Source organism: Paenibacillus piri (assembly GCF_004354045.1).
Classification (GTDB): domain Bacteria; phylum Bacillota; class Bacilli; order Paenibacillales; family NBRC-103111; genus Paenibacillus_S; species Paenibacillus_S piri.
In genome coordinates this window covers 903,663-919,087 of sequence record NZ_SMRT01000001.1, presented here as the reverse complement: position 1 = coordinate 919,087, position 15,425 = coordinate 903,663, and the positions used below count along the sequence as shown (strand labels likewise).

General features: G+C 56.7%; 9 protein-coding genes. All 9 read right to left on the bottom strand.

Annotated features, from left to right (window positions below):
- The 9 genes from E1757_RS03850 to E1757_RS03810 all read right to left on the bottom strand — a co-directional run bounded on the left by E1757_RS03850 (position 1) and on the right by E1757_RS03810 (position 15,134).
- Positions 1 to 4,989: a DEAD/DEAH box helicase gene (locus E1757_RS03850; protein WP_246078997.1), complete on the bottom strand. Its 4,989-nt coding sequence runs from the start codon at positions 4,987 to 4,989 to the stop codon at positions 1 to 3.
- A 471-nt stretch (positions 4,990 to 5,460) separates the two neighbouring features.
- The gene (gene glpK / locus E1757_RS03845) at positions 5,461 to 7,002 is read right to left on the bottom strand and encodes a glycerol kinase GlpK (protein ID WP_133225696.1); all 1,542 of its coding nucleotides are present in this window, start codon (positions 7,000 to 7,002) and stop codon (positions 5,461 to 5,463) included.
- Positions 7,003 to 7,015: 13 nt separating this feature from the next.
- Positions 7,016 to 7,954, bottom strand: coding sequence for a transketolase family protein (locus E1757_RS03840; RefSeq protein WP_133225473.1), 939 nt, complete (start codon positions 7,952 to 7,954; stop codon positions 7,016 to 7,018).
- 3 nt (positions 7,955 to 7,957) lie between these two features.
- On the bottom strand, positions 7,958 to 8,803 hold the full coding sequence (locus E1757_RS03835) for a transketolase (protein WP_133225472.1): 846 nt from the start codon (positions 8,801 to 8,803) through the stop codon (positions 7,958 to 7,960).
- A gap of 15 nt (positions 8,804 to 8,818) precedes the next feature.
- The gene (locus E1757_RS03830) at positions 8,819 to 10,252 is read right to left on the bottom strand and encodes an L-fucose/L-arabinose isomerase family protein (RefSeq protein ID WP_133225471.1); all 1,434 of its coding nucleotides are present in this window, start codon (positions 10,250 to 10,252) and stop codon (positions 8,819 to 8,821) included.
- Positions 10,253 to 10,471: 219 nt separating this feature from the next.
- Positions 10,472 to 11,308: a carbohydrate ABC transporter permease gene (locus tag E1757_RS03825; protein WP_133225470.1), complete on the bottom strand. Its 837-nt coding sequence runs from the start codon at positions 11,306 to 11,308 to the stop codon at positions 10,472 to 10,474.
- A 25-nt stretch (positions 11,309 to 11,333) separates the two neighbouring features.
- Positions 11,334 to 12,194, bottom strand: a complete 861-nt coding sequence (locus E1757_RS03820; RefSeq protein ID WP_133225695.1) for a carbohydrate ABC transporter permease — start codon at positions 12,192 to 12,194, stop codon at positions 11,334 to 11,336.
- A gap of 115 nt (positions 12,195 to 12,309) precedes the next feature.
- The gene (locus tag E1757_RS03815; RefSeq protein ID WP_133225469.1) at positions 12,310 to 13,602 is read right to left on the bottom strand and encodes an ABC transporter substrate-binding protein; all 1,293 of its coding nucleotides are present in this window, start codon (positions 13,600 to 13,602) and stop codon (positions 12,310 to 12,312) included.
- 50 nt (positions 13,603 to 13,652) lie between these two features.
- Positions 13,653 to 15,134, bottom strand: a complete 1,482-nt coding sequence (locus tag E1757_RS03810) for a DUF5605 domain-containing protein (RefSeq protein WP_133225468.1) — start codon at positions 15,132 to 15,134, stop codon at positions 13,653 to 13,655.
- Between the last annotated feature and the right edge of the window lie 291 nt (positions 15,135 to 15,425).

Sequence of the window (15,425 nt, the reverse complement as noted above, 5' to 3'; positions counted from 1 at the left end):
CTATTTTAATGCGCTCGGCCAAATGACCAAAGCATGACGGTCCGTCTCAGCCCCCAGCTTTCTCAACACCTCGGCCGCCACGGATTGCAGAACCGGAGCCCCGTTCCACTTCTCGACGACAAACTTCCTTACATTCGGAAGCCTCAGGTAGGCGGCTGCCACCGAACGAAGGAGCACGTACAGCTCCGCTTCGCCCAAACGCGAAGGAGCCGCATCTGCCATTGCATAGACGTTTGCTGATCCTTGACCGGCTGCCGTCCCGCTGCGTGCTGCCGCATTATCACGCTTTAAGTCAACATTACCGTTCGGTGCTGCTTTGACAGTTCCGGCTTGGTTCTTGGTCACGGCTTGGTTCCTGATCACGGCTTGGTTGCCGTCCGCTCCGCCCGGTTCGACTTGACCGTCCGTAATTGTTCTCCCGTCCGTCCGGTCTGCGTCATACATCGTAAAGATCCGCCTTCCGCCGTTTTCGATCCACAGCAGCCAGCGGCCGTCCTGCATCACCAGATCGCTGCCTTTTTTTCTGGCGAAGGCGATTCCGTCCACATTCGGCCATTTTACGATCAATCCAAACGGGTTGGACGGATCTGTGGAAGGCAGCACAACCGGTTCGGGATCGCCGCCCCATTCCCGGGTACGCAGCTTCTCCACCTGTTCCTTTGTTGAAAACTGCAGCGTTCTCACATCCCGAACCCATAGCCCGCGGGTCAGCATCCCCCATGTTTCCAGCTGCTTCAACGCCCCGTAAATGTCATCCCAGGTCCAGGGCAAATACGCAGCCGCCAGCTCCTTCGTTATCAGACCATGTCCGTCGAGCAAATGATGAATCCACGCAGCCAGAGAAGCCTGCTCCCCCCTGTCTGTATCTTCTATCAGCGGACGAAGCGCGTACCAGCGGCCAAGACCGGATTGGAAGCCTTTGCCGGCACTTGCTCTGGCGCCCGCGGTCTTGCCCGTGCCTCCGTTCAAGCGGAGCGGCGCATACTGATCATTCGAGACTAGCCCCTGCCATGCAAGGTCCAGTAAATCCGCAGTCAGCTCCGACGGCAGCTTGCCCGTTTCCCGGCTAAGCGCCGACAAGAAGCTGGCTCCTTTGCGCGTCAGCAGTTCCAGCAGGCCGCCGACGCTCGGCGGCAATGCGGCGGGTAGCTGCGGCGGCGGCTGCGAATGATGCTGCGAGTGCGACGGCAAGATCGGTTGTGCCCGCCGGGCGGCCGCCGGTTGCGGCAGCTGCGAGCTGCGCAGCGAACCCGAATCGTCCGGCGGCGATTGTCCCGGATGCGGCGGGCCGGCTTCCGACGCTCTCCGCTGCGAGCCCTTCGCTTCTACACCGGTCGCGATCGCGGTATCGGCAGCGGCTGCATGACTCATCCGCTCGAGCAGCGGCGCATACAGCTCCTTGCGCTCGGTCAAAATGAATGCGACGCGCCCCTCCTTCTCTTCCGGCTGCTTGTGCGCGATCCACATCACTTCGCCGGCTGCGCAGAGCCGGTCCAGCATTTCCTTGCGGTAGTCCGGTAAACGAAGCGGGAAAATCGAGCTTTCCCATTGCGATAGCGGGAAATACAACCCCTGCAGCTTCGCTATGATTTGCCGCAACCCATCCTCGCCGCTGAGGCGCGTGTTGGGCAGCACATGCTGCAGCGCCATCATCCGCGTGCAATAGCTGACCGGATCGACAGCTGAGGCCGCATGCCGGAGCTCAAGCGCCCTCCTGCGGGTATCACGGGCGGCAAGCCGCCGGTTCAGCCATGTCGGCCCGGCCGTGCCGGGGACGGCTGACGGCGCCTGGCTTTCGATCCGTCCTTCCGCCTCCCACTCCTGCAGAAGCTCGTCGACCCGCTGGCTGCCGAGCCCGTATCTTTGCATGAGCCGCTCACTGGAAATAACCGCCTGCCGGTCGATGTACCGGGTCAAGATAAACCGGTCGGCAAGCGGCTCTTTGCCCAATCGGGCGTATGTATCCGCTTCGTCCGCGCAAATCCAATAAGGCGTTGTCTGCCCGCCCAAGGAAACAAGAGCAATGCGCTTTTCGCTCCGCAGCGTGTCCAGCATCGCTTCCAAGCGGCCGGCCGCAACCAGCCCCGACAGCTCGGCTTCGGTTCGTTCGCCTTCCCGCTTTAACCGTTGAAGCAATGCAGCAGGCTCGCTGACGAGCCGGTCGGCGTCATCGGTCCGCTCAAGCTCCTTGAGCTGCTCACCGATCCCTTCGCCCCCGTCGAACTTCCCGTCAATCCCGTCTCCCCCGCCGAACCGATCTTCGTCCGCTTGTTTCTCCGCAAGCTTGTTCCCGTCTTGCGGCTCACGGCTCATCCCGCGGTCTGCCTGCTCGTTCGGGGCCGCCGCATCTCCGAACCATTGGCCCGCAAGCGAGCGGTCAAGGCCCATGAGACGCGACTGAATGTCGCGGTCCATCGAATTCGATTCGTACATTTGCGCATTGACCAAATCGGAAAGAAACAGCACGGCGAACGGCGAAGGAAATCCAGCCTGCTTGACGACAACTTCGAGCTCCCCATTCTTCATCCGCTTTAACGCTTCCCTTACGCCGTCCAGGTCGAGCTCCTCATGCAGACATTGCCGGATCGCCTCGCCGATAAACGGGAACTGTTCCGCGTACGGCAGCGATTCCCGCAGCAGCTCCTCGCTGCGCAGCCGTTTTTGCCACGCCGGCATACGGGTAAAGCTGCGGGACAAGAGCAGCGAAGTTTCCGCGAGACGGCGGAACGCGATGCCGAACTGCGGCGAGGCCGGCACCGCCTGCCTCAGCAATCCCTCCAAGCGATCCGCAGTCACCTCGCGGATGAGCGCAAGCAGCCGCTGCGATTGTCCTGCGGCATCGGACATAATAAATTCGATGCCGTTATCCTTGGCGTTCGCATAAAGGCGCACAGGCAGCAGCCTTTCGGCATGCTGCTGCATCGCCAGCTGCCACGTCCGGTTGAACGTACGGCCGAACCAGCTGTGAATGATCAGATGATGCTGCTTCAAATCATCCTGAAACTGCTCGATCACAATCCGGCGGTGCGTCGGCAATGCCGATACGGCTTTCTGCGAATGAATAAGCGACAGCAGCTCGTCGGCGGCACCCGCCTCCAAAGCGTACGAGTCCATCAGCCACTCCAATGTCACCGTTCTCGATTCACGGTCCAGCCGCTGCTCCAGCTGTTCCAGAAAACCGCCGATTTCCATGGAAAATGCGAACGATCTCCCTTGACCTTCTCCGCGCCAAAACGGAATTTCACTGAACGTGTTGCCCGCTTCCTCGACCACATACACCCGATCGTTGCGGATCGACTGGATTTTCCAGGAGCTCGTGCCGAGCTGGAACACATCGCCGACCCGGCTCTCGTGAATGTATTCTTCGTCGAGCTCTCCGAGATGAATCCGGCTTTCGGCGTGATGAACCGGGTAGGCGCTGCCCTGCGGGATCGTACCGGCCCCCATGATGGCGGACATCGCCGTGGAGCTCCGGCGGGTCAGAAGCCCGGCTTCCCGATCCCAGTCGACAAGCGGCCGGACGAATGGATAATAACCCGAAAGCACCTGCAGCACGGCTTCCAGCCGCTCCGGCGGAAAACCGTTGTATCCGTAGCTCCCTTCAAATACATGCAGCAGCTGCGCCACTGTCCGATCATCCGCTGCAACCATCGCAACGATCTGCTGGCACAGCACGTCAAGCCCGAACCGCGGGACGCGGATCTCCTCGATATCCCGCGCTGCGATACTGCGAGCGAGCACCGCGCATTCCGGCAGCTGCCCGCGGGTGCGCGCCACGATGGCACCGCGGCTTTCGCCGCCGACGGTATGACCGGCCCGGCCGATCCGCTGAATGCCGGCCGCGGCGCTTTTGGGCGAATCGATCTGCAGCACGAGATCGATGAAGCCGACGTCGATGCCGAGCTCCAGCGACGAGGTGGCGACGATACAGCGAAGCTCGCCCGCTTTGAGCGCACTCTCCACCTCGAGCCGCTGCTCGCGGGAAACGCTGCCGTGATGCGAGCGGGCCATTTCATAGCCCGCATGATCGTTCAACCTTAAAGTCAACCGCTCGCACAGCCTGCGGTTGTTGACAAAAATCAATGTCGAACGGCTGCCTTCCATACAGGCGAACAGATGCTCCGTCAACGGCCGCCAGATCGACTCCTGTTTGTCCTGCGTCAAAATCGTTTGCTCCGGCAGCGTAACCCGCAGGCTGATGCTCTTGTCCATTCGGCTTTCGACAATTTCGACCGGACGCGGAGCGTAACGGCACTCGGCCCTGCCGCCTGATCCGGTGCCGCCTTCCATACAGGCGGCTTCAATCTCCCAGCCGCCCAAAAACCGGGCGATCCGCTCGATCGGCTTTTGCGTCGCGGATACGCCGATCCGCTGAGGCGTCCCGCCGGCCCAATCGGTCAGCCTTTCAAGCGATACCGACAAATGCAGTCCGCGGTTGTCGCCGGCCAGATCGTGAATTTCATCGACGATGCAGAAGGCAACCGTCTTCAGCATCAGCCTGCTTTTCGGGGAAGTGAGCAGCAGGTACAGCGATTCGGGCGTCGTCACCAGTACGTCGGGCGGATTGCGCAGCATTGCCGCCCGTACGCTTTGCGGCGTATCGCCCGTCCTCACGCCGACGGACAGCCCCTGCCAAACGGCATCACGCTCCTCCGCCAGCCACTTCAGCTCGTCGATATAGTCGACCACATGATGATGAATATCGTTATTCAGCGCCTTTAACGGCGTAACGTACAAAAGCTTCACTCCGCGGCCCGCATTCGCTGCAGCGCCTGCCGCTCCCGCCGCTTTATCCGACATGATCCGGCTCAGGCAGGGCAGCAGCGCGGCCAATGTTTTGCCTGAACCGGTCGGCGCCGCAATCAACGTATGCTTGCCTTGACGGATCGACTTCCATGACCGTACTTGTACATCGGTTGGACGGTCAAACCGCTTCTCGAACCATTCGGCAATGAGCGGATGAAATCCGCCTGCTTCCGTCTCATTCATACCTGTCCGCTCCTTTCTTCCCGCGCTGATGTCGAGAAAATCATTTTTTTCCATTATTCATAGTATACAATATTTGCCTGGATAAACGGAGCGCATACGTTGCCTGCCTCTGTCCGTTTCTGACGCCTATCCTTGTTATTCGTCCGCCCTGCCGTCTATTCGCCGAAATTCGGAGGCCCCATGACAAAACAAAACGGAGCTCTGACTGGCAGCTCTGCTAATTCAGTCACCTTTTCGGAGCAAGCGTGCGGCAGCCCGAATGCATGAGCTTCGGCTCGTTCGAGCGCGAGCCATTGTCCGAAACCGTATCTGCCGTTCATCACAGCACAAGATGAGCCGGCGCATCCTTCCCAAGCAGCCAAAAAGCTCATAAGGAAGCGATGAGCGTCCTCATGAGCTTTGTTAATGAGCTTGTTCATAAGCTTGTTAATGAGCCTTGCGAATGAATAAATGCTGCGTGCGAAGCCTGGTTCAGCCGTTTGCCGCAGGCTGTGCGCCGTGCTCCGCTTCCCGGCAGCCCGGCCCCGTTCCCAGCACCGACGCCACCGCACGTTCCCAGCCCTCGCACAGCCGGTCACGCTGGGCGGCAGCCATTGCTGGCGTATACATTCGGTACAATTTATGGGAAGCGGCAATTTCGTCAATCGAGCTCCAAAATCCGACTCCGAGCCCGCCCATGTAAACCGAACCCAAGGCAGACAATTCGGAGATCTCGGATTTCATGACCTCCCGCTCCAGCAGATCGGCTTGAAACTGCATCAGCAGCCCGTTATCGGAGGCGCCGCCGTCCGTTCGCAGCTCCTTCAGCCGGACTCCGGATTCCCGTTCCATCAGTTTGACCGCATCCCGCACTTGATAGGCGATGCTTTCCAGGGCGGCGCGAATAATGTGAGCCTTGCCGGTGCCCCGGTTCATTCCGGTAATTGCCGCTCTCGCATACGGGTCCCAGTAAGGGGCTCCCAGACCGACAAATGCCGGAACCATATAGACGCCTTCATTGTCGGGAGCCTGCTCCAGCAGCCGTTCCATCTCGTCAAAGCTGCCGAACAGTCCCAGATTGTCGCGTACCCACTTGATGCTGTCGCCGGACGTCCGGATCACGGCTTCGAGCGCATAGGCGACCTTGCCGCCCATTCCCCACGCGATCGCGGTTACGAGTCCGTTGCCGGAAACCGCCGGCTTCTCTCCGACATTCATAAGCACCGACGTTCCGGTGCCGTACGTAGCTTTGGCCATGCCGGGCTCATAACAAAGCTGTCCGTACAGCGCCGCCTGCGAGTCCCCGATGATGCCGGAGATCGGCACGCGCGCCGCAAACAGCTCGGGATCGCCGGTATAGCCGAATACGTCGTCGGACGATCTCACCTCCGGAAGCAATTGGATCGGAACGCCGAACAGCTCGCATAATTGCTCATCCCAACCAAGAGAATGGATGTTAAATAACGAAGTCCGACTTGCGTTGGTATAATCCGTCGCGTGAACGGCTCCGCCGGTCAGCTTCCAGACCAGCCAGCTGTCGATAGTGCCGGCGAGCAGCTTGCCTTCGGCCAGCTTTTGCCGAACGCCTTCCACTTGTTCCAGCATCCATCCCCACTTGGCAGCCGAAAAATACGGGTCCAGCATCAAGCCCGATTTGGCTTGAACGGACGACTCATGCCCGGCCGTCCTAAGCGCCGCACAGTTGTCAGCCGTCCGCTGACACTGCCATACGATAGCATTGTACACCGGTTGACCGGTCGAGCTGTCCCACATGACAGCCGTTTCGCGCTGGTTGGTTACGGTTAAGGCGGCCAGCCGGTCGGCTTCGATGCCGGCCTGCATCAAAGCCTGCTGCGCCGTTTTCTTGACGTTCGCATAAATTTCCATCGGGTCATGCTCGACCCAGCCCGCCTGGGGATAATACTGTGTATGCTCGGCCGAGCTTTTGGCGACAATGCGTCCGACCCGATCGACGATCAGCGACTTCGTGGCGGAGGTGCTCTGATCGATCGCCAAAATATAATCTTGGTTCATCATCGGACGGCTCCTATGCGTTCAGCATAGAAAGAGCGAGCTGCTTGATATGATCCGCGCTGATGCCGTAATGCCGAAACACCTCCGCCGTCTTTCCGGCAATCGCCGGCTCGTCGGGAATTCCGACGATTCGCATCGGCACCGGCCGGTGCTGCACGACGACTTCCGCAACCGCAGCTCCCAGGCCGCCGTGGATGCTGTGCTCTTCCAGCGTAATGATATGTCCCGTCTCGCGGGCTGCGCGAAGAATCGTTTCCTCGTCCAGCGGCTTGATCGTATGCATGTTCACGACGCGGCACGATACTCCCGCCTGCAGCAGCGCTTCATGCGCGTCCAAGGCAACCTTGACCGTCTCTCCGGCGGCAATCAGCGTCAAATCCGAGCCGTCGTGCATCGTAACGGCTTTGCCGATTTCGAACTCGTACTCGTCCGACTCGTATACGTCTTCTACCGGATTGCGCCCGATCCGGATATACGCGCCGCCGTTATGACGGACAAGCGCCTCCGTCATTTTTTTCGTTTCGTGGCGGTCGGCCGGCATCAGCACCGCCAAGCCCGGAATGGCCCGGGCTACGGCAAGATCCTGCAGCGAATGGTGCGACATGCCGAGGGCGCCGTAGCTGACGCCGCCGCTGATCCCGACCAGCTTCACATTGGTGGCGGAATAAGCGACGTCCACCTTGATCTGCTCGATGCTCCGCATGCTGAGGAAGCAAGCCGGCGACGTGACGAACGGTTTTTTCCCCGAGTGGGCGAGGCCGGCCGAAATGCCGACGATGTTTTGTTCCGCTATCCCGACCTCTATGAATTGCTCCGGATAGGCCTTCGCAAACGGCGCCATCGCCGCGGAACCGCGCGAATCGCTGGCCAGTACCATAATGTCGCGATCCGTCCGGGCCAGCTCCGAAAGCGTCTCGCAAATAACCTGCCGGTTAGGAATCTGATTTTTCATAGCTTATTGCACCCGCCCTTCCTGCTTCAAAAGCTCCAATGCTGCCGTCAATTCGTTCAATGCCAGCTCAAGCTCCTCAGCGTTCGGCACATGGTGATGCCAATGGGGAACATTTTCCGCAAAGCTGACGCCTCTTCCCTTGACCGTGTTCGCCATGATCAGCGTCGGCTTCCTTGGGGCGGCGGGCGCCGCCTCGAGCGCTTCGACAAGCGCCCCCATGTCGTTGCCGTCAATCGAAACGACATGCCAGCCGAAAGACGCCCACTTCTCCTCCAGCGGCTCAAGACCCATCACTTCTTCCGTCCCTCCGCTGATTTGCAGCCGGTTCCGGTCTACGATCCCGACCAGATTGTCCAGCTTGTAATGCGGCCCCGCCATTGCCGCTTCCCATACGGATCCTTCCGCCTGCTCGCCGTCGCCCATCAGGCAGTAAACTTTATAGGCTTTGCCGTCGCGTTTGGCCGCAAGCGCCATCCCGACTGAAATGGCGAGCCCGTGACCGAGCGCTCCGGTGTTCATCTCGATGCCCGGCACCTTGTTGTTCGGGTGCCCGATCAGTCTCGTGCCGAATTGGCTGAACGTTTCGAGCTCCTCCTTCGGGAAAAAGCCGAGATCGGCAAGAACGCACCAGAGCGATTCGACCGAATGGCCCTTGCTCGCAATAAACCGGTCCCGGCCTTCCCATTTCGGCCTGGCCGGATCGATCTTCATAATCCGGTAATAAAGAGCCGTCAAAATATCCGTATTGCTCAGCGAACCGCCGGTATGTCCCGTCTTCGCCCGGTGAATCATCGTCAGCAGATCCATCCGGATCTGCACCGCTTTTGCTTTCAGCTCCCGAATATCCATAAGTCCCTCCTTGAATTACAGGCCTTTGCCCCGCAGCCAAGCTTGAATTTCCTGCTCGGTCGGATCGACCGGATCGGGCGTAAGGCCGGGAATATATTGACAGGCTTCATAAAGAGCAGGGATCACATTGGCATGAATGCCGACGGAATGATGCACATACGGTCCTTTGACCAGCTTTTCTTCCCATAACGGCCAATCGTTCACTTCCACCCATACGTAGGAGCCGCGCGTATACGGGCCTTGAATGCCGCGGGCGCGACCGAGGAACAGCTGGTAATCGCCATGGTCGCCGTCGAACCGGGCCAGTGTCATACCGCCACCCTTGATCTCCCCTTCATGCGTGCCCGGGGAATGATCGTCGAACAAAAAATGCTTGCGCAGCTTCGGCTTGTTTTCCACCGAGAGCGATACGGGGAAATTGCCGCAATGAAACAGCAGCTCGCCGTTGGCATTGTCGGGATGGCGAACGGTTAAATCGGCAAAAAACGTCGGCGCCTGGTTCATCGAAGCGGCCTGCACCATCACTGAAGTAATTGCGCCGTGAATATCCGTCTCGCATGTTACCGGAATTTGCTCGTCCGTCAATATCGCATTGGCGAGACATGGCATAATGCCCATCGCATCCTGCAGCGAGGACCAGCATTGGATCGCAATCGCCGTGCTCCCCGTTTGCAGCGCGTACTGCTTCATCGCAACCTTTAATGCGGCAATGCGTCTGACATCCGCCTCGGTCACTTCCGACCAGTCGAGCTTTGCTTTAATGTAATCCATCGCTGCCGCCAGCTCGTCGGAGCTGCCGGATTCAATCCGTTTCGCGGCGCGCTGAATATCGACCAGCGTAATCGGGTGAATTTCGATGCCGAACCGCTCCAGCAGCTCGCCTTCGTTGCACATCATCGTCCAGAACGAAGCCGGACGCGGCCCAATCTGCAAAATCCGTAAACTGCGGAACTGGCGCACGACATTCGCCGCCGCAGCAAAATTGCCGAACCCCCGCTCGAATACCGGATCGTCCACACGGCTGTTCGTAATATAAGTGAAAGGTACGTTAAACCGGCGGAGCACTTTACCGGTCGCAAACAAGCCGCATTGAGTGTCGCGCAGCCTCATGCCGTCTTCAAGCGGCGCCTCGTCGCGCGGTCCCCATAGCAGAACGGGCTTGCCCAACGCTTTGCCGACGCGGGCAACCGTATCCTCGGTACCGAAATTGCAGTGAGGGAAGAACACGGCATCGACTTTCTCCTCCCGAAACCGGTCGATGATCAGCTCGGCGTTAATATGATCGTCGTAAAGCAGTCCCTCCGAATTGAGGCCTTCCAGGTCGACGATGTCGATGTCCAACCCGAAGCTTTCGATTGTCTCTCTAATTAGCACTTTGTATTTGAATGCGTCCTCGGCGCTAAATACGAACCGGCGCGTCGGGGCGTAGCCCAGCTTTAATTTCTTCATCCGTCATTCCTCCATATCTCATCCGTTTTATGAAAATGGCCCTTCGCATGCATGAGCGAAGCCTCGGGAAACGCGCAGGCGTTGAACCGGGCGCATAATTTCCCGGTCGGCGGGGCTACAATAGACTAAAATGTCTTAAAGTCCGCTGAATCATGACCGCTGCGCTGGCGGATCATTCCGAGTCGCTGCTGTCTCCCGATTTCTTGATGGCGCCAGCCGTTACCCTTTCACAGAACCGGCCAAGCCGTTAACGAAATATTTTTGAAACGAAACGTAAACGATCAAAATCGGTACGACTGACATCAACACGGCGGCGTTCATCAGCGTATAATCCGTCGAATGCTCGCCTTTGAACGATAATAGTCCTGTCGTAATCGTCTTCATGGCGTCTTTGGTAATAAAAATTTGCGCCAGCAAAAATTCGTTCCAGGTCGCCATAAAGTCGAAAATAATGAGCGTCGCCACGGCCGGCATCGATAAAGGCAGAATGATGCGGATAAATTTGCCCATCACGCCGCAGCCGTCGATCAGCGCCGCTTCGTCCAGCTCCTTCGGAATCGTGCGGAAAAAACCGCGCAATATTAAAATGCCGAACGGAATGCCGAAGCCGATATAAACCAGAATAATTCCGGGATAAGTGCTGACCAGATGCACTTTGTTCAAAAACATATTCAGCGGCACGAGCGTCGCCTGCATCGGCACCATCATACCGACCAGGAAAAAGACGAACAGCGCATTTTCCCATTTGAAGTTGAGCCGGGTGAGGGCAAAAGCCGCCAACGCCTCGACCAATATGCCCAAAGGCACTTTAACCAGACAGATGATGATCGTATTTTTCATGTACATGCCGATTTTCCCTTGATCCCACGCCGCCGGGAAGTTGGACCATTGGATTTTTTCCGGGAAGGCGTAGAAGGGCCGGCTGAGCAAATCCGCATTCGATTTGACCGCCGTAAACGCGATAAATACGACCGGTATTAAAAAGATGACGGACAATACGATTAAACACACATATCTCAAAATTCCGAAAGCCGGATGAGTCAGCTGGTTGTTCATTTTCCAATTCACCTGCTTTCCGCCGTTATAAATGCGATTTCTTTGTGGTGTAGTAAACATACGGAACAATGACGATCATCACGATGACCACAAGAAACCACGAAATCGCCGAGCCGAGCCCGATATTCGCATATTTAAACGTTTGGTAGTACATCAGCGACGACAGCACCTGCGTGCTTTCGGCCGGACCGCCGCCCGTCATTGCATAAATAATGTCGTATACTTTCATGGATGCGATCATCGTCGTGGCGACGACAATGACGAACGTTTCCTGCAGCAGCGGGATCGTAATGTACCAGAACGTTTGGTACGGCTTGGCGCCGTCGATGTAGGCGGCTTCGTACGGGTTCTGCGGAATTGCCGACAGCCCGGCCAGAAACAGCACGAGCGGCTGTCCGACGCCATGCCACAATGCTGCCGCGAATACGGCGTACAGAGCCGTCTTCGGCTCGGCAAGCCACGCATGTGTCCACGATTCGAGCCCGACCGTCTCCAGCACTTTATTGATAAAGCCTTGGGTCGGGTTGTACATCCATGCCCACATCGTAGCGACGACGATCCCGGACAGCACGTACGGGAAATAAAAAATGCCGCGGAACAAGGTGCGCCCTTTCATCTTTTTGTTCAACAACAGCGCAAGAACGAGACCGAGGCCCAGAATTAAAACGAGCGAACCGATCATCCAGAGCAGGTTGTTTTTCAGCGCTCTCGGAAACACGGAATCATGGAACAGCAGCTCTGCGTAATTTTGCAGGCCGACAAAATCTTTATGCTCGGCAACGCCGTTCCAGCTGAAAAAGCTGAGATACAGCGTGTACATAGACGGAATGAAAATGACCGTCAAATAAATGAGAAGCGCGGGCAATATGAACAACCATGGCTTCATTCCCCCGATTTTCAATCTGTGACCCTCCTTTCGGGAAATGCTTCGGGCGATCAACGGTCTGATCGCCCGAAACGTCCACATGTTTATCCAACTTCGTTAAATCCGGCGTCAAGCCTTATTTCTGTTTGCTCTTGTAGTCTGCGGAGGCTTTCTCCATCGCCTCGGCGGCTTGCTGCGGCGTCCATTCGCCCAGGGCCACCTTATCCTGGCATTCGAACAGCTTTTGCGCGATGATTTGCGGTAAAGCCTGGTCGGTAATCAAGAACGTGCCGTCCTTGGAATTGTCCATCATCTGCTTGATGTGCGGCGTTTTATCCGAATAGGTAACGTTCAGCGCCGCAGGAGTCGCGTATTTTTCCACATGCTTGCTCACTTCGGCTGCGCCCGTCATAAATTCGGCCAGTTTCAAGGCGGCATCCTGCTTCGCCTTGTCGATTTTCCCGTTAATTTGCAGCATTTCCGTAAAGCTGGACACGCGGGAAGGCTTTTGCTCGTTCGGGAAATTAAATACGTCGAATTTGGTCGGGTCGAAGCCCGCTTTCATAATATTGCGGTCGAACCATGTTCCCTCCATGACGAAGCCGGCTTTCTCCTGATAAATGAGCGCATCCGCTTCGTTCGGATCCAGCGAAATATAGCCTTTGGAGAAATAGCCCTTATCCGTATACTCCTTCAGCTTCTCGAACGTCTTGACCACAGCCGGATCGTTCCATGAAGCTTGCAGGCCTTTCAGCTTGTCATGAAGCTCAGGTCCGGCAAAATGCTCAAGCAGCTGCTCGGTCAGGCGCATCGTATGCCATCCCCCTTTGCCGCCGAACGACAAAGGAGTTACGCCGCCGTCCTTGATCGTTTTCAGCTGCGCTTCAAAATCGGCGAACGTGGCCGGCGCTTTCAAGCTGAATTTGCTGTATACGCTTTTCGGATACCACATGCCGAGCACATTCAAGTGGAGCGGCACACCCGATATTTTGCCGCCGAAGGTCGACATATCGATAGCCGCTTTATTGTATTTCTCCGACCAGCCGTGGTCTTTGGCCACCTGAGTCAAATCCATCGTCAAGCCGTTTTCCGGATAAAACGATCCGAGCGAGCCGCCCCATGTAAACCACAAATCCGGCAATGTCTTGGAATTGGCGGCAACCTTGAGCGCTTCCTTAAACGGGTCTACGCCGTACTTGGTGAGCTGCACGTCAATATTCGGATTTTCCTTTTTGAAATCTTCAATCACCGGATCGGCGAACAAATGCGTATCCAGCGTCCAAATCGAAATGCTTACTTTTTGACCTGCATCCTTCTGGGCATTGTTGTTCGATGCGGTTTCTTTCCCGTCTCCGCCTTGCGAAGAGCATCCCGCGGCAATCCCGCCTACGAGAATCGCACTCATGATTACCGATACTGCTTTTTTCATCTAAGTTTCCCCCTTAAAAAATGTAGTCGCATTGAGCTGCATCCGGCAGCTTAATCGGCTTTGCGAATGCGCAGCGCCTGATAAGGCTTGCCCGGCAGCGGCACGCGGCATTTACCTTCAAAAGTATCCTCGAACGGGGTAATCGTCATTTCCCAAGTATCGATCAGGTCGATGTCGAAGCGAATGCCTTCCGGCAGCTCCAGCAAGCGGAAAGCGGGTCGGCTGCTTCCGAAATAGACAAGGTAGTATTCGCCATCGATGCCGCCGGCGGCTGCATCCCATTTGAAGTTGATCGCCGTTTTTCCGAGCTGCGGACCTTCCGCCATAATGTCGAGCAGGAAGCGGATGCGCGCCGGACTTTCGCCGTGCAGCTTGCCGCCGTGGGACCACCAGATGATATCTTCCGGATGGACGAACGTTTCCCCATGCGTCACATAACCGCCTTGAGCCATCCCTTTCCAGAAGCATTCGACCATCTGCTCGGCCGTAATGTTGCCCCAGCCGTGATTCAAGTTGCCTTCGTAGCGGCATTCGTCGATGACGACCGGCTTTTTGAACTGCTCGCGCCATTCGGGAACGAAATTCAAGTCGGGATGCTGAATGCTGACATGCGTCACCCACGGCTTGCCGTGATCGTACCAATGCTGATTGCTTCTATAATGGCGCTCCGGATTATGCCAGTTATGGATCGAGCGTAAATGCTGATACGGGTCATGGGCCTGAACGATATGGAAGAACCGGTCCCAATCCTGCATCTTCTTCTCGTACATCAGATCATATTCGTTAGCGAGCGACCACCAAACGTTGCGGAACGAAGATAGCCGGGCCAACAAATAGCGCAAATACGAATCATCCGCTTCGGCGCTCATCTGCGCAAAGCCCCAACGGTCATACGGATGAAATAAAATCAGATCGACTTCGATGTCCAGCTTTTGCAAATCGTCGATGCGGCGTTCCAGATGACTCCAAAATGCCGGGCTGAAACGGGTAAAATCCCAGCCTTTGTCAAGCGAGCCTGCAAAAGGGTACGTCTCCGGCTCGTTATGATTGTAGTCGTAATGCTTCGGAAACACGCACATGCGGATTTTGTTGAACGGAGCTTCGCTCAAGCTTTTCAGCGTTTGCGCCTCCAGCTCTTCGCCCTGGTGGTTCCAGACGTAGCAGGTGGTGCCGACCGGGAAATAAGGAGTACCGTCGGCATACGCAAAATGATACACGTTGTCGACCCGAACCGGACCGCGGTTGCCCTGCGAAGGCTCCGTGCAATTCAACGAACCTTTCAGCCCGTTTAACCCGGAAATATTGCTGACCGTTTCGAACGACCACTCTCCCAAACTTTCCGGCATAAACCGGATACAATATTGCCCGTCTCCGTCATAGAAGCCGTCAACCTCCACAACGCGATGCTTATAGCTGAAGCGTGCTGAAAACTGCACGTCGGCATACGGATTCCCGTTTTCAGGCCCTTTTGCCCGGAATTCGAATCTTCCCCATCGTTCTACGGTTTCTGTTTGCTGCAATTGTTCGCTCATTGATAGGATATCCTTTCTGTTTAATTGTTACTGTATGCTCCATTTTAACGATTCTCAGCGTCATGAGTAGAAGCTAAACCTGCTCTTTTGTTAGCAAAACGTACGTATTCGGCGGCAGCCGGCAGGCAGTTTCGCAGGCAACTAGATGATTTTGTACTTTTTGTATGTTTTTTTGATCCGGTTTCCAGCATATGGGTACAAATTCGGTCCGTCCAAACACCGCTTGAAGCATACAAAAACCCCTCCTGCCTCCGCACGATGCGTGCAGATGCTGAAGGGGCCGCTGACAGG

Excerpts from the sequence above, each read along its gene's own strand:
- E1757_RS03815 (WP_133225469.1), bottom strand. The coding sequence starts at position 13,602 with ATGAAAAAAGCAGTATCGGTAATCATGAGTGCGATTCTCGTAGGCGGG.
- E1757_RS03850 (WP_246078997.1), bottom strand. The coding sequence starts at position 4,989 with ATGAATGAGACGGAAGCAGGCGGATTTCATCCGCTCATTGCCGAATGG.
- E1757_RS03825 (WP_133225470.1), bottom strand. The coding sequence starts at position 11,308 with ATGAACAACCAGCTGACTCATCCGGCTTTCGGAATTTTGAGATATGTG.
- glpK (WP_133225696.1), bottom strand. The coding sequence starts at position 7,002 with ATGAACCAAGATTATATTTTGGCGATCGATCAGAGCACCTCCGCCACG.
- E1757_RS03830 (WP_133225471.1), bottom strand. The coding sequence starts at position 10,252 with ATGAAGAAATTAAAGCTGGGCTACGCCCCGACGCGCCGGTTCGTATTT.
- E1757_RS03820 (WP_133225695.1), bottom strand. The coding sequence starts at position 12,194 with ATGAAGCCATGGTTGTTCATATTGCCCGCGCTTCTCATTTATTTGACG.
- E1757_RS03840 (WP_133225473.1), bottom strand. The coding sequence starts at position 7,954 with ATGAAAAATCAGATTCCTAACCGGCAGGTTATTTGCGAGACGCTTTCG.
- E1757_RS03835 (WP_133225472.1), bottom strand. The coding sequence starts at position 8,803 with ATGGATATTCGGGAGCTGAAAGCAAAAGCGGTGCAGATCCGGATGGAT.
- E1757_RS03810 (WP_133225468.1), bottom strand. The coding sequence starts at position 15,134 with ATGAGCGAACAATTGCAGCAAACAGAAACCGTAGAACGATGGGGAAGA.